The 18656-nt window shown below is 52.9% G+C and carries 19 protein-coding genes; 15 read left to right on the top strand and 4 right to left on the bottom strand.

Annotated features, from left to right (window positions below; genetic code table 11):
- Positions 1-9: 9 nt before the first annotated feature.
- Positions 10-1509, top strand: a complete 1500-nt coding sequence (xylB, locus tag GYMC52_RS09250) for a xylulokinase (RefSeq protein WP_013523870.1) — start codon at positions 10-12, stop codon at positions 1507-1509.
- Positions 1510-1624: 115 nt separating this feature from the next.
- Positions 1625-1927, top strand: a complete 303-nt coding sequence (locus GYMC52_RS09245; RefSeq protein ID WP_013523869.1) for a hypothetical protein — start codon at positions 1625-1627, stop codon at positions 1925-1927.
- Positions 1928-2081: 154 nt separating this feature from the next.
- On the opposite strand, the gene GYMC52_RS09240 is transcribed toward GYMC52_RS09245, so the two are convergent.
- Entirely contained in the window at positions 2082-3137 is a 1056-nt protein-coding gene (locus tag GYMC52_RS09240) for an RNA-guided endonuclease InsQ/TnpB family protein (protein ID WP_013523868.1), read from the bottom strand.
- Between the two features lie 428 nt (positions 3138-3565).
- Here GYMC52_RS09240 and GYMC52_RS09235 point away from each other — a divergent pair, with 428 nt between their 5' ends.
- Entirely contained in the window at positions 3566-4600 is a 1035-nt protein-coding gene (locus GYMC52_RS09235; RefSeq protein WP_013523867.1) for an NAD(P)H-dependent flavin oxidoreductase, read from the top strand.
- 22 nt (positions 4601-4622) lie between these two features.
- On the opposite strand, the gene GYMC52_RS09230 is transcribed toward GYMC52_RS09235, so the two are convergent.
- Positions 4623-6323, bottom strand: coding sequence for a sigma 54-interacting transcriptional regulator (locus tag GYMC52_RS09230; protein ID WP_013523866.1), 1701 nt, complete (start codon positions 6321-6323; stop codon positions 4623-4625).
- 403 nt (positions 6324-6726) lie between these two features.
- Between GYMC52_RS09230 and ahlS the strand changes: the two genes are divergently transcribed.
- The 9 genes from ahlS (at position 6727) to GYMC52_RS09185 (ending at position 16893) form a co-directional block, all read left to right on the top strand.
- Positions 6727-7575, top strand: coding sequence for an AhlS family quorum-quenching N-acyl homoserine lactonase (gene ahlS, locus GYMC52_RS09225; protein WP_041469464.1), 849 nt, complete (start codon positions 6727-6729; stop codon positions 7573-7575).
- A gap of 22 nt (positions 7576-7597) precedes the next feature.
- Positions 7598-8785, top strand: coding sequence for an iron-containing alcohol dehydrogenase (locus GYMC52_RS09220; protein ID WP_041469462.1), 1188 nt, complete (start codon positions 7598-7600; stop codon positions 8783-8785).
- A gap of 221 nt (positions 8786-9006) precedes the next feature.
- On the top strand, positions 9007-9408 hold the full coding sequence (locus GYMC52_RS09215) for an acyl-CoA thioesterase (protein WP_013523863.1): 402 nt from the start codon (positions 9007-9009) through the stop codon (positions 9406-9408).
- An 18-nt stretch (positions 9409-9426) separates the two neighbouring features.
- Positions 9427-9831, top strand: a complete 405-nt coding sequence (locus tag GYMC52_RS09210; protein ID WP_013145213.1) for a DnaA N-terminal domain-containing protein — start codon at positions 9427-9429, stop codon at positions 9829-9831.
- Between the two features lie 358 nt (positions 9832-10189).
- Entirely contained in the window at positions 10190-12616 is a 2427-nt protein-coding gene (nirB, locus tag GYMC52_RS09205; RefSeq protein WP_013523862.1) for a nitrite reductase large subunit NirB, read from the top strand.
- A gap of 147 nt (positions 12617-12763) precedes the next feature.
- Positions 12764-13069 carry a nitrite reductase small subunit NirD gene (nirD, locus tag GYMC52_RS09200; RefSeq protein WP_013523861.1) on the top strand — a complete coding sequence of 102 codons (306 nt, stop codon included), beginning with the start codon at positions 12764-12766 and terminating at the stop codon, positions 13067-13069.
- Positions 13070-13080: 11 nt separating this feature from the next.
- Positions 13081-15228, top strand: coding sequence for an assimilatory nitrate reductase catalytic subunit NasC (gene nasC / locus GYMC52_RS09195; protein WP_013523860.1), 2148 nt, complete (start codon positions 13081-13083; stop codon positions 15226-15228).
- A 234-nt stretch (positions 15229-15462) separates the two neighbouring features.
- Positions 15463-16665, top strand: coding sequence for a nitrate/nitrite transporter (locus tag GYMC52_RS09190; protein ID WP_015731711.1), 1203 nt, complete (start codon positions 15463-15465; stop codon positions 16663-16665).
- A 45-nt stretch (positions 16666-16710) separates the two neighbouring features.
- The gene (locus GYMC52_RS09185) at positions 16711-16893 is read left to right on the top strand and encodes a hypothetical protein (RefSeq protein ID WP_414629271.1); all 183 of its coding nucleotides are present in this window, start codon (positions 16711-16713) and stop codon (positions 16891-16893) included.
- Positions 16894-16945: 52 nt separating this feature from the next.
- Here the strand turns inward: GYMC52_RS09185 and GYMC52_RS19765 are convergent, their stop codons facing one another.
- Positions 16946-17083, bottom strand: a complete 138-nt coding sequence (locus tag GYMC52_RS19765; protein ID WP_011231352.1) for a hypothetical protein — start codon at positions 17081-17083, stop codon at positions 16946-16948.
- Positions 17043-17258 (bottom strand): Fur-regulated basic protein FbpA, encoded by a 216-nt coding sequence (locus tag GYMC52_RS18665; protein WP_013523859.1) that lies wholly within the window; start codon positions 17256-17258, stop codon positions 17043-17045. The genes GYMC52_RS19765 and GYMC52_RS18665 overlap by 41 nt, the downstream gene beginning before the upstream one ends.
- A gap of 180 nt (positions 17259-17438) precedes the next feature.
- On the opposite strand from GYMC52_RS18665, the gene GYMC52_RS09180 reads away from it, so the two are divergent.
- The 3 genes from GYMC52_RS09180 (at position 17439) to GYMC52_RS09170 (ending at position 18647) form a co-directional block, all read left to right on the top strand.
- On the top strand, positions 17439-17744 hold the full coding sequence (locus GYMC52_RS09180; RefSeq protein WP_011231350.1) for a MerR family transcriptional regulator: 306 nt from the start codon (positions 17439-17441) through the stop codon (positions 17742-17744).
- 257 nt (positions 17745-18001) lie between these two features.
- Positions 18002-18313, top strand: a complete 312-nt coding sequence (locus GYMC52_RS09175) for a PTS sugar transporter subunit IIB (protein ID WP_013523858.1) — start codon at positions 18002-18004, stop codon at positions 18311-18313.
- A gap of 1 nt (position 18314) precedes the next feature.
- Positions 18315-18647, top strand: a complete 333-nt coding sequence (locus GYMC52_RS09170; protein WP_013523857.1) for a PTS lactose/cellobiose transporter subunit IIA — start codon at positions 18315-18317, stop codon at positions 18645-18647.
- The last annotated feature ends 9 nt before the right edge of the window (positions 18648-18656 follow it).

Raw genomic sequence — 18656 nt, 5'->3', positions numbered from 1 at the left:
GGGATGACTTTGGAATACGTCATTGGCGTCGATTTAGGAACGAGTGCAGTCAAAGTATTGCTTGTCGATCGACACGGCGAGGTGAGAGGGGAATGGACCGAGTCCTATCCTCTCTACCAGCCGCATTCCGGCTATAGCGAGCAGCGCCCCGATGATTGGGTGGAAAAAACGATCGTCGCACTGCGCCGCGTCTGGGAGACGGCGGGCGTTTCCCCGGAGTTGATCGTCGGCTTGAGTTTTTCTGGACAAATGCACGGGCTTGTGCTGCTTGATGACGACGGGAACGTCGTGCGCAATGCGATTTTATGGAATGATACGCGAACGACGGAAGAGTGTCGGGAAATTGAGGAAAAGGTTGGACGCGACCAGCTGCTCTCGATTGCCAAAAATGAGGCGCTTGAAGGATTCACGTTGCCGAAGCTTCTTTGGGTGAAGCAGCATGAGCCTGAGCGGTACGAGCGGGCGCGGGTGTTTTTGTTGCCGAAAGATTATGTCCGCTTCCGCTTGACCGGGCACATTGCGATGGATGTATCGGATGCGGCGGGGACGCTTTTGTTGGATATTGAAACGAAAACGTGGAGCGAGATGATCGCCCGGGCGGTCGGCGTCGATCTTTCGCTTTGCCCGCCGCTTGTTGAAGCGACGGCGTTCGTCGGGACGCTGCGCCCGGAGATTGCCGAGCAGACCGGGCTGCCGTCATCGGTGAAAGTGTTCGCCGGTGGGGCGGACAATGCTTGCGGCGCGGTTGGCGCGGGCATTTTGGCAGAAGGCCGCATGATGTCAAGCATCGGCACGTCAGGCGTCGTGCTTGCCTATGAACAAAGCGGGGAAAAAGATTTCGCTGGAAAAGTGCATTACTTCAACCACGCCGAGCCGGATGCCTACTATATTATGGGAGTGACGCTGGCGGCGGGCTACAGCTTTGACTGGTGGAAGCGGACGTTTGCGGAAGACGTGCCGTTTGCCGAGATCGTCAAGCGCGCCTCCGAGTCGCCGATCGGCGCGAACGGCTTGTTGTTTACGCCGTATTTGGTCGGCGAGCGGACGCCTTATGCCGATGCCGATGTTCGCGGGTCGTTTATCGGCGTCGATTCGCGGCAGACGAAATGGGATTTTGCCCGCGCGGTCATGGAAGGGATTACGTTCTCGCTCAACGAATCGGTTGAGATCATCAAAGCGAGCGGCAAAACGATCGACTCGGTCGTTTCGATCGGCGGCGGGGCAAAAAGCGCCGAGTGGCTGCAAATCCAAGCTGATATTTTCGGCCTGCCGGTGGAAAAGCTGAAGAACGAACAAGGGCCGGGACTAGGCGCTGCGATGATCGCCGCGTGCGGCGTCGGTTGGTTCGATTCGCTCAAGCAATGCGCGGATGCGTTCAAACAAGTCGAATCCGTCGTCGAACCGCGGCCGGATGCGGTCGCCCGATACAAAGAGCTGTTTGCGATTTATCGCGATGTATATCCGCGTACGAAAGAACTGGCGAAACGGTTAAAGGCGTTTCGGCCGTGACGATAAACTCCCTAAACCAGTGGATGGTTTGGGGAGTTTTTTGTTTGATCAAGCAATAAGGCAGGATAACCCGCCACGTTTGTCGAAAGGAGAACTTGAAAGGTGGAGATGAAACATGGACATTCGAAAAGAATTCGAACATCTTCAATATTTCTTTGACTCGTATTACAATCAGACGTTTTACAATGCTCAATTAGAAGAACAGTTTTTGCGATTTCTAGCGGATGAACCGGAGTGGGTGGTTCGTGCCTTGAAGCTGGAAGTAGAGAAGCTCGAACGCATCCACCATCGCCGCGATACGGAGACATGGGCAAAAATCGAAGAACTTGTTCATGAAAACAGCATGCGCTATTTTTCGTTTGAGGATGGCAAAACGTTTATCAAAGTGGCCAGTCTTTTGTTAAAGGATATTGATTGACACTCCACACGCCTAAAGGGCGTGGGATTCTTGGGTCGTTAACGCCCTCATCCATTTCTGGTTCAGACAACGCAAAAGCTTCAGGGGTGTGCCATCACCCCGTCCCATCGGGTTACGATGTACCCCAATGGGCGGCGCACCTGTGACCAGTGCGCTAGGCGGCGAAGCCCGAAATCGCTTTGGCGATGTTGATCGCGCCATTCAAGTCGGCGTGGATGGCGTATCCGCATTTTTGGCATCGGAAGCGGATGCCGTTTCGGTTCGCTTTCTTTCGATGCCCGCATCGACATGTTTGGCTTGTATAGGTCGGCTTCACCCACTCCACCCGAATGCCCGCCATTTCGGCTTTATAGGCAATCATCGTTTGCAGTTGATGAAACGCCCAAGAATGAAGGCTTCGTCCTGCTTCTTTGGCCGATTTTGCTCGCTTGCGAATCCCTGTCAACGCTTCCATCCGAATCACGCCAACACCGTTGGCGAGCGCAACATTCACGATTTGACGGCTGATTTTGTGATTTTGCTCCTTCATCCAGCGGGACTCTTTGCGGCCGATTTTGCGAATCATCTGGAGCTTCTTGGCTTTGCCCAACGTTCGCCGCAAAGCCGCATAGCGTCGGCGAATGAAGGCGCATTGGCTCCCTTTGAAAAACCACGATTTCGTTCCCACGCTGGCCACAGCGATATAGCGAAGCCCAACGTCAACCCCCATCACCTTTGTTTCGTGCCGCGGCTTGACTTCAAAGGTGATCACGATCGCCAAGTACCATTTCGTTCTCTTTTTGTAGAGTTTGGCGGCCCCTTGTTTGACGGTTCCATCGAGCAGCCGCTTCAGCCACGCTTCTTGGTAGGGGCGCGCAACCACTGGCACGCCAATTCGCTTCTCCAGTGTGGGGAAGGAAACCGTGTAGAACGCCCCTTTCTTTTCCACCTTCACGTTTTGATTGTTAAAGCAGCACCAGAATGTTCGAAACTTCTTTGTTTTCTGGTTTTTCTTTTGGGACTTCACTTCTCGAATCGTTTGATTCACGACAGCGGGAGGAAACCGCTGCGGCGAAAACTCTTTAAATATTTTGCTCGTCGCTTGATTCAGCTCGGGATGATTCAACAGCCAATTCGCAAACGCGGTATTCACTTCTGTCATCCGTTCATACATGTCTTGTTTGACTTTTGTTGGGTTGTGCAGCTCCAGCCTTAGTGTGATGGTCGGCATGGATTCACCTCCTTGTGGCGATTACAGGATACCATTTTTTTCAGAATCATTCAATATTAAGAAAACGGCTCGCTTTCATCCCACCCCTCAAGGAGTGGGCTTTCTCGCTCGCGGGTCTGTAAAGGGATAAAGGGATGAACAAACTGCCCGTTTGTTGGACGTCAGGCGACAGCGATTAGGCATGGATCGTATTGTTCGCTTTATGTTTCGATCGATTGATTGAACAACGGATAACACCTGTTCTTACCATATGTATGTGAGATGTTGAAAACGCGCCGCGTTGGCCGGACAGCTGTCGTTCATGGAGCGTGCAAAAGACATAGTCGGCGTAAAGATTGATTCGACAAAGGGGGGAGGAAATCCGAGCACGAAGCGCGAAAAAATAGGAGAGAGGCAAAACGGTTTTAGCCGAAAGAAGGGAGATACGTATGTTCTCTACACTTCCCATCCCGATCATCCAAGCCCCGATGGCGGGCGGAGTGTCGACGCCTGAACTGGCGGCGGCGGTGTCGAACGCCGGAGGGCTTGGTTTTTTGGCCGGCGGGTACAAGACAGCGGAGGCCATGAGGAAGGAAATTCACGAGCTGCGGACGTTAACGGACCGGCCGTTTGGGGTGAATGTGTTTGTGCCGGGGAATAAAACAGTGGATGAAAAGGCGCTCGAACGCTACCGCGCCGTGCTCGAATCCGAGGCGGAGCGGCTTGGGGCGTCAGTCGGCGAGCCGAAATGGGATGACGACGACTGGGAGGCGAAGCTTGATGTGCTTCTTGAGGAGCGGGTGCCGGTCGTCAGCTTTACGTTCGGCTGCCCGGACAAAGAGGTGATCGCCGCCTTGCAAAAGTCGGGGGCGTTTGTGATCGTGACGGTGACATCGGTGGAGGAAGCCGAAATGGCCGCTAAAGCCGGGGCGAATGCGCTTTGCGTGCAAGGGAAGGAAGCGGGCGGGCATCGGGCGTCGTTTGGCAACGATCCGAAAAAGGATGGGGCGCTCGAGTTGTTCCCGCTGTTGGCCCAAGTGCGCGCGGAGGTTCGGGTTCCGCTCGCGGCGGCGGGCGGGATCATGGATGGGCGCGGCATCGCGGCGGCGCTCAAAGCCGGGGCGAGCGCGGTGCAGCTCGGGACGGCGTTTTTGCGCTGCCCGGAAAGCGGGGCGCATCCGCTCCATAAGCAGGCGCTTGCCGATCCGCGGTTTGCCGAAACGGCCGTGACGAGGGCGTTTACCGGCCGGCCGGCGCGCGGGCTTGTAAACCGGTTTATGGCGGAGTATCGCGCCATGGCGCCGGCGGCGTATCCGCATGTGCACCATATGACGAAACCGCTGCGCGCTGCCGCCGCCAAGGCGGGCGATCCGGGAGGGATGTCGCTTTGGGCGGGGACAGGATACCGGATGGCGCGGGAGCTTCCGGCCGCGGAGCTTGTCGAAGAGCTGAAGCGGGAGCTGGAGGAAGCTTGGCGGAAATGAGTGAAACGTCCGCGCTTGTCGGTTACGGCCGCGGACGTTTCGCTATTCCCCAACGCTGCAATTTTTTCACTAATGTCGAATGATCGATGCCGAGCTGTTCAGCCGCTTTGCGGAGCGATGGGGCAGCTTCGAGCGTTTCGAATACGAGCTGTTTTTCGTACTGTTCCACTTTTTCTTTCAGCGTCGATGCTGACGATGACTCCATTTGACGGCGGATGTGGGACGGCAAGTCATCGGGTTTGATGCATCGGGACGGAACGGAGACGACTAAATTTTCCATTAGGTTTTTCAATTCGCGGACATTGCCGGGCCAATGGTATCGCTCCAGTACCGCTTTGGCTGCTGGCGACAGCTTCTTTGGAATGCGGTATTGTTCGCAGAAAAAGCTGAAATAATGGTCAAGGAGCGGCTCGATGTCCTGCGGGCGCTCGGACAACGGTGGAACGTACAGTTCAACGACGTGAAGCCGGTAGTACAAGTCGGTGCGAAACAGGCCGGCTTCCATTTGCTTTTGAAGGTCTTGGTTGGTGGCGGCAATGACGCGGACATCGAGCGCTTTCGCTTTACGGCCGCCGATGCGCTGTATTCTTTTTTCCTGAAGAACGCGCAACAGCTTCACTTGCAAGGAAAGCGGCATTTCTCCAATTTCATCAAGCAAAATCGTGCCGCCATCGGCAAGTTCAAACAAACCGATTTTGCCGCCGGCTTGGGCGCCGGTGAACGCCCCTTTTTCATAGCCGAACAGCTCTGACTCAAGCAACGATTCAGGAATCGCCGCGCAGTTGACTTTAATGAAGGGAGCGTCTTTGCGTGGGCTGAGATAATGGATCAAATTAGCGATCACTTCTTTGCCGACGCCGGACGGGCCGGTCAATAACACCGTTGTTGGGTAGGCTGCGATTTGCATTACTTTGTCGATGAGTGTTTTCATGGCCGGGCTGCGGCAAATCATGGCCTCCTCACGGTTGTCGACGGAGAACGTATAACGATGCTGGTTGAGCTGTGAAAAACTTTTGGCTTTTTCCAACTCAAGCTTCAGCTTGTTCAGTTCCGAGATGTCGCGGACGCTCGTGACCACCATCTCGATGTCTCCTTGTTCGTTGAATACTGGATTTCCAGTGACGATGACATCTTTTTTTCCGCCAATGGTCTGCAACATGGAAATACGTTGCTTTTGCTTTAAAACGAGCAAAGATACGGATTGATCGAAATAACCTTCACGAACGAGTTCCTCCATATGCCGGCCAATCAGCTCCTCACGCCGAAATCCAGTGATTTGTTCATAAGCTGAGTTGACCATAAGCGTTATGCCGTTGCCGTCAACGACATAGATGCCATCCGTTGAGAACTCAATGATTGTTTCCATTTGTTTGGATAGTTGACGGTAATGTTCGATTTCAGTGAAATCTTGCAAAACAGCAACCGCCCCGGCTAATTCGCCATTTTCATAAAAAGGAGTGCGATTGACAAGAAAGGTACGTCCGTGGATGATTGTTTTTGTCCCAATTATCCGTTCACCTGTTTTGGCTACATGCGGGAGTTTCGTTTCGGGCAACAGAACGCGGATGTCTTTGCCTTTCCACTCTTCTCCTTCGAGGTGAAGCAGTTGTTTTGCTGCGTCATTGAGAAAGACAATCTGGTTATATCGATCAATGACGATGACGCCGTTATGAAACGAGGAAAGAAGAGATTGCATCCATTCCTGATTCATCGTGGTATTCAATAAGACTCCCCCTTTCGATTGGTGAAAATAATCACCGATTGGTGAAAACGGTAACAATATGTTTATTTCAACAAAGTAGCCATCTTTTCCTTCTCTGCAATGGTGATTTTTTTCGTCGAAATATGAATGTAGGGCCATAAAACATTTTAGTCAACTGTTTTTTCGTTATTTTCTTGAAGAAAGTTAACTTTATTAGACATGCCTTAGCTCGTTTTTCGGATGAAAGACTGCCAAATGGCCGATGGTGTCCGCGTTCCACCAGTCCTGTGGAGGGAGAGAGAAGGATTGTTATAACTTGTGTATGTCGTCATCTATGGGGGTTGGCATACTGCTTGCGTAAATGAAAAAACAAGGGAAGGTGACAAGCCCCCATAATCAAATAATGATAGAGGAGGAAAAGATGATGACAAACATAGTTAAACCTCGCCCAAAGTTGTATGTCATGGATAACGGACGAATGAGGATGGACAAGAACTGGATGATTGCGATGCACAATCCGGCGACGATTTACAATCCGAATGCACAGACGGAATTTGTGGAGTTTCCAATTTACACGGTCCTTATTGATCATCCGGAAGGAAAAATTTTGTTTGATACAGCCTGCAATCCGAATTCCATGGGGCCTCAAGGAAGATGGGCGGAAGTTACCCAGCAAATGTTTCCGTGGAACGCCAGTGAAGAATGTTATTTGCACAACCGGTTAGAACAGTTAAAGGTTCGCCCAGAAGATATCCGTTATGTTGTTGCTTCCCATTTGCATTTAGATCATGCCGGATGCTTGGAAATGTTTACGAATGCGACGATCATTGTCCATGAAGATGAGTTTAACGGTGCATTGCAATGTTATGCGAGAAACCAGAAAGAAGGGGCTTATATTTGGGCAGATATCGATGCCTGGATTAAAAATAACTTACAGTGGAGAACAGTGAAACGACACGAGGATAATATTTTGTTGGCGGAAGGAGTGAGAGTGTTAAACTTCGGCAGCGGTCATGCCTGGGGCATGCTTGGCCTTCATGTTGAACTGCCGGAAACGGGAAAAATTATCCTCGCTTCCGACGCGATTTACACAGCGGAAAATTATGGTCCGCCCGTTAAACCGCCAGGAATCATTTACGATTCGCTCGGCTATGTGAATACCGTCGAACGAATTCGCCGCATTGCTCAAGAAACCAATTCTAAAATTTGGTTCGGTCATGATGCGGAACAATTCAAGCAATTTCGTAAATCAACAGAAGGGTATTATGAATAAGGAAGGAAGGGAGAGAAAAACAGTGACCGCATCCCGCATCGTCTTTCCGCCGCTCAGCTATGTCGGCTGGGGGGCGCTTACGCAGTTAGTTCCAGAAGTAAAAAGGCTTGGGGCAAAACACGTGTTGGTGATCACCGATCCAGCGCTTGAAAAACTCGGCCTCGTCGAGCAAGTGGCATCTCCGCTCCGGCAAGCAGGGTGCAGCGTGCATGTGTATACGGATGTTGTGCCGGAGCCGCCGCTTGAAACGGGGGAGAAGGCGGTGGCGTTTGTCCGCGACGGAGAGTTTGACCTTGTCATCGGCGTCGGCGGCGGCAGCGCGATGGATTTGGCGAAACTGGCCGCTGTTTTGGCCGTGCATGAAGGTTCGGTCGCCGATTATTTAAACTTAACTGGAACGAGAACACTTGAGAAAAAAGGATTGCCGAAAATATTGATTCCGACGACATCAGGCACCGGGTCGGAGGTGACGAACATCTCCGTATTGTCCTTAGAAACGACGAAAGACGTCGTGACGCATGACTATTTGTTGGCGGATGTGGCGATCGTCGACCCGCAACTCACTGTTTCTGTTCCGCCGCGGGTGACAGCGGCGACGGGCATTGATGCGCTTACCCATGCGGTTGAAGCGTACGTGTCGGTCAACGCGAGCCCGACGTCGGACGGTTTGGCGCTTCAGGCGATGCGTCTTATTTCCCGCTCATTGCGCAAAGCGGTGGAAAACGGAACGGACAAACAGGCGCGCACCGATATGGCGAACGGCAGCTACCTGGCCGGTTTGGCGTTTTTCAACGCCGGGGTGGCCGGCGTGCATGCGCTCGCTTATCCGCTTGGCGGGCAGTTTCATATCGCCCATGGCGAATCAAATGCCGTGCTCTTGCCATATGTGATGGGCTATATTCGCCAAAGCTGCACGAAACGAATGGCGGACATGTTAAACACTCTCGGCGGCAACTCGAGCTTTTTATCAGAGGAGGAGGCGTCGCACCGCTGCGTCGAGGAGCTCGAGCGCCTCGTCGCCGATGTCGGCATTCCGAAGACGCTCGGCGGTTTTGGCATTCCGGAAAGCGCATTAGAAAGTCTGACGAAAGACGCCGTCCAGCAAAAACGGCTGCTCGCCCGCAGCCCGATGCCGCTTTTGGAAGCCGACATCCGCGCGATTTACCAAGCCGCGTTTGCCGGGGCGATCGTGGAACCGAACAACAAGTGAGAACACAAAAACAGGGGCTGCTTCAGGCTCCTGTTTTTTCTTTGGCTGTTGGAAATAGGGTCTCGCTCCTCAGGTTGGATCCCCCTTCCGCTCAAGGGGTGACGTTTTTCACGTTTTCTTGATGGTGAAGCAGGAATTTCCACATCGTGGAGCGAACCCATATACATCAGTCGCCTAAATTCGACAAAAGAAGATTCCAGTTCTGTTGAGGGGGAGCGTTTATGTTTACGACTGTCATTACGCCGCGCGTGTCGGAGACGGACGGCGTCGGCCATATTAACAATACGACCGTGCCCGTTTGGTTTGAAGCGGGGCGGCATGAAATTTTCAAGCTGTTTACGCCTGATTTGTCATTCAAACGTTGGCGGATGGTGATCATCCGTATGGAAGTCGATTATGTCAACCAAATGTATTATGGGCAAGATGTGACCGTGTATACCGGCATTGAACGCATCGGCAACACAAGCCTCACGATTTATGAAGAAATCCACCAAAACGGTGTGGCCTGCGCGAAAGGGCGGTCGGTGTATGTCAATTTCAATTTTGACACCGGGCGGCCCGAGCCGATTCCGGATGACATTCGGGCGAAATTGCGCGAACATGTATGGCAGCCAGGCGAGTAGACGAAAGGGGGTGAGTGCGTGAAGGAGCATCATCTTTGGGAGCAAGTGAAAACGAAGCTTGCGCAAAAGCTGTCCGGCCCGTCGTTTGACACTTGGTTTGCTTCGACGTCCGCGACGGTGGATGAGGATTGGCTCATCATCGAATGCCTAAACGAGATTCAATGTGAATGGCTGCAAACAAGATATGGCGAACTCATCAGTGAAACCGTCCGCGAAGTGTTCGGCCGCGAGATGCGCATCTTCGTCTCTGTCCACGGCGAGCGGCAGAAAATCGAAGAACGGCTCGAACAGCGATACGGCGCTCCGATGACCTTCCGTCAATACATCACCCGCCTTGAGCGGCAGATGGAGGAGCTGGAGCGGCGCATTGACCACTACGCGCGCATCATCGATGAACTGTTGGAATCCCGTCCGATTCACTGATCATCCCCCTAATGAAGCACCCTCCAAACAAGAAGCGGCCTCCGCTCCATCAGGCGGAAGGCCGCTTTTTTATGTGATAAAAAGTTACATGATTCCAACAAATACGTATATTACTCTGATTTTTCATGCGATTATTCATGTTTTTTGTTAAAAGTGTGTTATATAAACTGACATAAAAAATGCATGCTTCATTTTTGACGTGATATGATGGGCACAACCAAGGCAAAGGGGGAATGTGAGGGTGATGCGAACAAGAACAATCGGATTATGGGAGTTGCTGGTGATGACGATCCGGCTTTGGCTGCATCGATGACAATAAGAAAGTGGAACAACGTATGAAGTATGGAGGGATGGCGACGTGAAACGAAAACTCGTGTTAATCGGCAACGGCATGGCGGGGGTTCGCTGCATCGAGGAGATTTTAAAACTTGACCGTGAGGCGTTTGAGATCACGATTTTTGGCAGCGAACCGCATCCGAACTATAACCGCATTTTGTTGTCAAAGGTGCTGCAAGGAGATACGCGCCTTGATGACATTACGTTGAACAGTTGGGAATGGTACGAGCAACACGGCATTCGGCTGTTTGCCGGTGAAACGGTGACGGAAGTCGACAGCGAGCGGCGGCTTGTCCGGACCGACCGTGGGCGGGTAGTCGAATACGATGAATTGATTTTCGCGACGGGGTCGAATCCGTTTATCTTGCCGGTGCCGGGAGCGGATTTGCCCGGGGTGACGGCGTTTCGCGACATCCAAGATTGCGAGCGGATGATCGAATATGCGAAGACGTACAAAAAAGCGGCGGTCATCGGCGGCGGCTTGCTTGGATTGGAGGCGGCACGCGGCCTGCTTAACTTAGGGATGGATGTCGATGTCATCCATATTTTCGACTATTTGATGGAACGCCAGCTTGACCCGACCGCTTCGAAGCTGCTGCAGCGGGAGCTGGAGAAACAAGGAATGAACTTTTTGCTTCGCAAAGAGACGGCTGAATTGTTCGGCAACGGCCGTGTGGAAGGAGTGCGATTTAAGGACGGTACGTCCATTGCCGCCGACTTGGTGGTGATGGCGGTCGGCATTCGTCCGAATGTTGATTTAGCGCGGAGAAGCGGCATTGAGGTGAATCGAGGAATCGTTGTCAATGACTACTTGGAAACGAGCGTACCGCACATTTACGCGGTCGGTGAATGCGCGGAACATCGCGGTGTTGTGTATGGACTCGTCGCTCCGCTTTATGAGCAGGGGAAAGTGCTGGCACAAGCGATTTGCGGCCGAAAAGGAAAGCCGTACGAAGGATCCGTCGTCTCGACCCAACTGAAAGTGTCAGGCGTCGATGTGTTCTCAGCCGGCGAGTTTATGGACGTTGAGGGCACGGAATCGATCAAGTTGTACGACGAAGCGCGCTCGGTGTACAAGAAAGTCGTCGTTCGCGAAGGGAAAATCGTTGGTGCAGTGCTGTTTGGCGATACGAGCGAAGGAAGAAAACTATTTGATATGATCCAGCGCGGCGATTCGCTTGAGGCGCTTTCTCTTTCGTTATTGGCGCCGGCTTCATCGGGAGGAAAAGGAAGCCTTGTGGCGGCGATGGCGGATACCGATGTCGTCTGTGGCTGCAACGGGGTGACAAAAGGCGCGATTTGTCAGGCGATTGCCGAACACGGGCTCAAGACGGTCGCCGAGGTGCGCGACTATACGAATGCGTCCCGCTCGTGCGGCGGGTGTAAAGGGCTTGTCGCCGAGCTGCTTGAGCATATGCTCGGTGAGGAAGCGAATTGGTATGCGGTGAAAGAAACGATCTGCGGCTGCACGGACTTAAGCCGTGAGGAAGTGCTCGAGGCCATTAAAGAAAAACGGCTGATGACGGTCAAAGAAGTCATGAGCGTATTGGGATGGAAAAACGAGGAAGGCTGTTCCAAATGCCGTCCGGCGCTCAATTATTACCTGGGCATGCTTTATCCGGGTGAGTACGATGAAGAAGCGGAATCTTTGTTTGTCAATGAGCGGCTGCACGCCAACATCCAGGCCGACGGCACGTACTCCGTTGTCCCGCGCATATACGGCGGGGTGACGACAGCTGAACAGCTGCGGAACATCGCCGATGTCGCGGAAAAATACAACGTGCCGATGATTAAGATCACAGGCGGGCAGCGCATCGACTTGCTTGGGGTGAAAAAAGAAGATTTGCCGCGCATTTGGGCCGATCTCGGCATGCCGTCAGGCTACGCCTACGCCAAGGCGCTGCGGACGGTGAAAACGTGCGTTGGCAAGCAGTTTTGCCGCTTTGGCACGCAAGATTCAACCGGGCTTGGCATTCGGATGGAACAAACATTTGAGCGGCTGAAAACGCCGCATAAAGTGAAAATGGCCGTCTCCGCCTGCCCGCGCAACTGCGCGGAATCGGGCATTAAAGATGTCGGCATCGTCGGCGTCGAGGGCGGATGGGAGATTTATGTCGGCGGCAACGGCGGCACCCATTTGCGTGCAGCTGACTTGCTTTGCACGGTCAAGACGGAAGACGAGGTGATCGAGATGACCGGCGCTTTTTTGCAATATTACCGCGAGTCCGCGCATTATTTGGAACGGACGTCCAAATGGGTCGAGCGCGTTGGGCTTGAGCATATCCGCGAAGCGTTGTTCGATGTGGAAACGCGCCGCGCGCTTCTCGAACGGCTTCACAAAGCTCTTTCGGCGACAAAAGATCCGTGGCGGGAAATCGTCGAAAACGATGAACTGCAACAAACATTGTTCCGCGATATCGGCGACAAAGAGCCGGTGCCGGTGGAATGAAGGGGGATGGCTGCGAACGGAAAGATGGGCGGGCAAAAAAGCCGGTTGCTTCCGCCGCCCAGCCTTATCTAGTGTTTCAGCGGAGAGAAAAGAGGCTGCCCAACAGGTTGGCTTTTGACTATGCATCCATGCGAGGAGGATCAAGTGATGATGAGAGTAGAAGTGGGAACAATCGAACAGTTGCCGAAGCGGCTTGGAAAATGCGTGCGCATCGGGATGCTGGAGCTTGCTTTATTCCGTACCCACGATGATCGAGTATACGCCGTCGAAAACCGCTGTCCGCATAAAGGAGGTGATCTGTCGCAAGGCATTGTCAGCGGCGAGTATGTCTTTTGCCCGCTCCATGATTGGAAAATTTGCTTAAGAGACGGTCAGGCGCAGGCGCCGGATGAAGGGTGTGTCAAAACGTACCGCGCAGCGGTGGAAGGCGGCTCGGTATATATTGAGCTGTAGGAAGCGGGGGAATGGCGATGACGAATGAATTGCTGCGCTACTTTCGCGCCAAGGAAAAAGAACGGGCGTCGGAAATGGCCGCCGCGACCCAATGTCCGTTTTGCAGCGTCCAGTGCACGCTTCAGCTGGTGGAGGAGTGGATTGTGGAACGGCGCCGCTACAAGGCGGTCCCGACTGACAACCCGACGTCCAACGGCCGCCTTTGTTTAAAGGGGATGAACGCTCACCAGCACGCTTTGCATCCCGAGCGGCTGTTGTTTCCGCTTGCCAAAGTGGACGGCCGGTTTGTGCGGGTAAGTTGGGAGGAGGCGCTTTCGCTAATCGTGGAACGAATCATCTCCATTCAAAAGAAAGATGGAGTCGATGCGTTTGCCGTTTACGGCGGCGGATCATTGACGAACGAGGAGGCGTATTTGCTTGGGAAATTTGCCCGCGTGGCGCTCAAGACACGGCATATTGACTACAACGGACGCTTTTGCATGTCGGCGGCCGCTGCTGCCATGAACGACGCATTCGGTCTTGACCGCGGGTTGACGAATCCGCTGTCCGATATTCCGCTCGCTCAGACGATCATTTTGGCTGGGACCAATATCGCCGAATGCCAGCCGACGTTGATGCCGTATTTTTACGAAGCGAAGAAAAACGGAGCTTTTATCATTGTGGTGGATCCGCGGGAAACGAAAACGGCGGCGTTGGCTGATCTGCACCTGCCGCTCAAGCCCGGAACGGATGCGGCATTGGCCGTCGGCATAGGAAAAGTGTTGCTTGACGAAGGATTTATCGATGAAACATTTGTGCGTGAACGGACGGTTGGGTTTGCCGAATGGAAACAGCACATAGAAGCGGTGAAGATGGACGAGATCGCCCGGGTGACCGACGTGCCGGCCGAGAAGATCCGCTTGGCGGCACGAAAGTACGGGGAGGCTGCCGATGCGATCGTGCTCACGGCGCGCGGCCTTGAACAGCAAGCGGACGGCTATGCGGCGGTCAGACACTGGATGAATGTCGTATTGGCGACAGGGAAAATCGGCCGGCCCGGTTCGGGTTTTGGATCGATCACTGGGCAAGGAAACGGACAAGGCGGCCGCGAGCATGGACAAAAAGCCGATCAGCTGCCGGGTTATCGAAGCATTGAGCATCTGGAACACCGCCGGTATATTGCGGGCATATGGGGCATTTCGCCAGATGAGCTGCCGCGAAAGGGGGTGTCAGCGTATGAAATGATGCAAAAAATCGATGCGGGTGAGATTACCGGGCTGTTGGTCATGGGATCGAATCCCGTCGTCTCCAGCCCGAACGCGGCGTTTGTGGCCAAAGCGTTGCAAAAACTGAAGTTTCTTGTCGTTGCGGATATGTTTTTGTCGGAAACAGCCGAGCTGGCCGATCTCGTGTTGCCTGTTTCCTCGTATTTGGAAGATGAAGGAACGGTGACAAATGTCGAAGGGCGGGTATGCTTTCGGCCGGCGGCGCGAAAACGGCCGGGAGAGGTGAAGCACGATTGGGAAATTTTATGCGCGATCGCTCACAAGCTTGGCAAGGGTCGTTGCTTTTCCTTCACGTCAGCTGAAGAGATTTTCAACGAACTGCGGCTGGCGAGCCGCGGCGGCAAAGCGGACTATTATGGTGTGACGTATGAGCGGCTGCGCCGCGAACGTGTCTACTGGCCTTGCCCCGATCCGCATCATCCCGGGACTCCTCGACTGTTTACGGAACGGTTTGCTCATCCGGACGGCAAGGCGCGGTTTGCGGTTTTGCCGTTTTGGATGGACAAAGAGGAGACGGATGAACGTTATCCGCTTTATTTAACGACAGGAAGGGTGCTTGTCCATTATTTAAGTGGAACGCAGACGCGGCGCAGTCCAGCACTGGCGGCGCGGCAGCCGGAGGCGACCGTCGAGATCCACCCGAGGACGGCCAAACGATACGGGATCGGCCCAGGGATGCTTGTGCGCATTGAAACGCGGCGCGGTGCGGCGGTCGTCCGCAGCCGTTACAATGATCAAATTCGCGAGGATACCATTTTTGTCCCATTCCACTGGAGCGGCCTCGGGCAAATCAACAACGTTACGTCCGATGAGTTGGATCCGCATTGCCGGATGCCGGCGTTTAAGCGGTGCGCAGCTCGGGTGCGGCCGGTGGTCGATTTAGGGAGAAATTAACCATCAAGATTCAAACATCGTTCTGTCTCTCATCAGCAGTTGGAAACCGCACTCATCAAGGTTCGCGAGCGGGGAACGCTATGGTGATGGGTCTAGTCAATCGCCGAATTTTTCAATGAATCACGAATGCAGAAAAAAACTTCCCGGCAATACGGCGGGAAGTAGGTGGAGAAATCGCTTTCATTTCCATTTTAACATAACGAACATTCTGTGCCAAGGGGGAGTCGGGAGAAGATGGCGAGGAAATCGTTTTGGCGCGTCGGGCATGCGCCGACGCTTTTATCGTCGTTTTTGTATTTTGATATCAGCTTTATGATTTGGAACTTGCTTGGGGCGCTTGGGGTGTTTATCGCCGAACAGTTTGTGCTCACGCCGGCGGAAAAAGGGTTGATGGTCGCCGTTCCGGTGCTCGGCGGGGCGTTGCTTCGCATTCCGATGGGGCTGCTCGCTGACCGCTGGGGCGGGAAGCGGGCTGGTCTGCTTGGCATGGCGGTGACAGCTGTGCCGCTTGTGTGGGGGTGGCAGTTCGCTGACCAGATGTCGGATGTGTATGCGCTCGGATTTTTATTAGGGGTGGGCGGAGCCAGCTTTGCCGTTGCGTTGCCGCTTGCGAGCCGCTGGTATCCGAAAGAATATCAAGGGCTGGCCATGGGGATCGCCGGGGCCGGAAACAGCGGGACGGTGCTGGCGACGTTGTTTGGGCCGCGGCTGGCGGAAGCGTACGGATGGAACACGGTGTTTGGACTGGCGCTTGTACCGCTTGCTGTTGTCTTTGCTTTGTTTGCCTTGTTGGCGCGCGACTGCCCGACGGCGGTAAAACCAGTATCCATGCGCGAATACGGAACCTTGCTTCGCCGAAAAGAAGCGTGGCTGTTTTGTTTCTTCTACAGCTTGTCATTCGGCGGATTTGTCGGGCTGACGGGTTACTTGGGCATTTTCTTCTTTGATGAATACGGCGTCAGCAAAGTCACGGCCGGCGATTTCGTCACCGCCGTCGTGTTTGCGGGCAGTTTCATCCGCCCAATCGGCGGCTACATCGCCGACCGGATCGGCGGAATGCGGCTTCTTTCCTTATTGTTTGCCGCTGGTGCGGTTTTGCTCGTTTGCATCGGCGCACTGCCTCCTCTTTTTGTCGTGTTTGGCTTGATGCTTGTTCTCTTCCTTTGTTTCGGCGCGGCGAACGGTGCGTTGTTTCAGGTTGTTCCGACATGGTTTCCGAAAGAGGTCGGCTTGTTGACGGGCATCATCGGGGCAGCCGGCGGGCTGGGAGGATTTTTGCTGCCGAACGTGCTCGGGGTGATGAAGCAGTGGACCGGCTCTTCAGCGTATGGGTTTTGGATGCTTGCCTTCGTTTTCATGGTCGCGGTGATGGCTGCTCGTCGCCTTCAAGGAACGACGGTTGTGATCGAATCGTTCTCTCAAAAAGCAGCAGAATGAATGGGGTAACCCAAAGAGACGCTGCAAACTTTCAAAGGAAATCGTTTGATTGAGCGAAAAAACTGGTGGAAGGATGGCGGCTTTCAGTTGGCCGTTGTTCTTCGGGTGCGCGTTTTGGGGGTCGATCGAAAGACGGCTGAAGAGCTTGTGCATGCAGCCCATCAAGTGTGCCCGTACTACAAAGCTGTCCGCGGCAATATTGATGTAACCCTGTCTATTGAAGAATGATGATGAGAAAAGGTGCCCGTGAAGAAATTCAGGGCACTTTCTCATGATAGTTTTATAATCGATTTTGCAAAAAACGAAGCAGTTCATCCGCTCGGTTGCCGATGAGCGCGATCAGTTGCTCAAACATCGCGTCGCGCTCCAGATCGAGTTCAATGATGCGTTTGGCCAGTTCGAGGGCTTGTTTGTCCATGGCTTCGTCCTCCTTCGATCGTCTGGGCGGGGTGGAATCGTTCATATTCGCGTCGCAGTTCGGCCATTGTCCATTCTTCAAGCCGCTCGCGGTCGGCGGCTAAGCCGAACCGTACGAGCTGTTCGATGTAAAATTGCTTTTTCTTCCGCACGGCGCTTCTCATCCATGTCCCCATTCGATTCCCTCCCTGTTTTTACCTTTACCATATCATCTTTTTCTTTAGTGTACAGCGAATGTGTTAAGCTCATTTACAGGAAATTTAAAAAATATGTTAATTTTATTTACAAAAGTTAACGAGATACCATGATTTTTTGTATAATTACGTTAGAAAATGCAACGTATAGAGGTGAGGAAAATGACCGCTCATCCGCAAGAAGATCACTACAAATACAAAAAAGTCATTTCGATCGGGGTTGTCAGCGAACTGACCGGGCTGTCGCAACGGCAAATTCGTTATTACGAGGAACGGAAGCTTGTGTTCCCTGACCGTTCGAAAGGCATCCGCAAATATTCGTTCGCCGATGTGGAGCAGTTGATGAAAATCGCCAATCAGCGCGAGGAAGGGGTATCGACGTGGGAAATCCGTCAGGAAATGACGAAAGAGCTGCGTGAGCGGATGTTGAAAGGGCAAATGAATGCGCATTTTCGGCGGCGTTCTTGAAAGGTTGTTTTGCATACAGAAGACCTCTAGGCTGCATGCCGGTGTGGTGCAACCAGCAGCGTTGCTTGCTGGGATAATGGGTAGAGAGCATAGGTATTCGCGCGCATAGCAAGTCTGTGCGCGCTGTTTTTTGGATGCACGACTTAAAAATATTAATCTTTTTTATTAAATGACTAGACAAATAAAAATAAATGTATATAATTTAAATTGAAAACGATATCATTTGTTTTACTCAATGCAAAGAGGAGGAATGAACCATGAAACGGATTTTATTGGCGTGCAGTTCTGGGATGTCGACAAGCTTGTTAGTGACGAAAATGCAGCAGTACGCCAAATCAATCGGTGAGGAGTCAGAGATTTGGGCGGTCGGTCAAGATCAGGCGAAAAAAGAGATGGCCAAAGCCGATGTCGTCCTGATTGGTCCACAAATGAGCTTCTTGAAAGGGGAATTGCAAAAAGAAGCGCAAAAATACGGCATTCCAGTCGATGTCATTGACATGGTGGCTTATGGGATGGCGGATGGCAAAAAAGTGTATGAGCAGGCATTGAAATTGATGGGGGACAAGTAAGATGGAAAAAATCAATGTCAATCAACTCACCAATGAACAAGTCGCTTTCCAGTTGATTTTGCATAGCGGCAATGCCCGCAGCAAACTCATTCAAGCCATCCGTGAATACCGGACAGGACGAGTCGGAGATGCGGAACGGCTGATCCAAGAAGCAGAACAAGATTTAAGCGTCGCCCACGATGTTCATTTTCAGCTCATTCAAAAAGAAGCGGGTGGAGAAGAAACAAATCTTACGTTGCTTCTTATGCATGCGGAAGACCATGTCATGTCAACGCTGGCAATGAAAGAAATTGTAAAAGAAATGCTTGCGCTGTTGAAGGAACGAAACGTGTAAAGGGAGGAT

It is taken from the genome of Geobacillus sp. Y412MC52, from assembly GCF_000174795.2.
In the GTDB taxonomy this organism is placed as follows: Bacteria; Bacillota; Bacilli; order Bacillales; family Anoxybacillaceae; genus Geobacillus; species Geobacillus thermoleovorans.
Note: the sequence above shows the minus strand (reverse complement) of the source record. Positions and strands in the feature narration are given on the sequence as shown.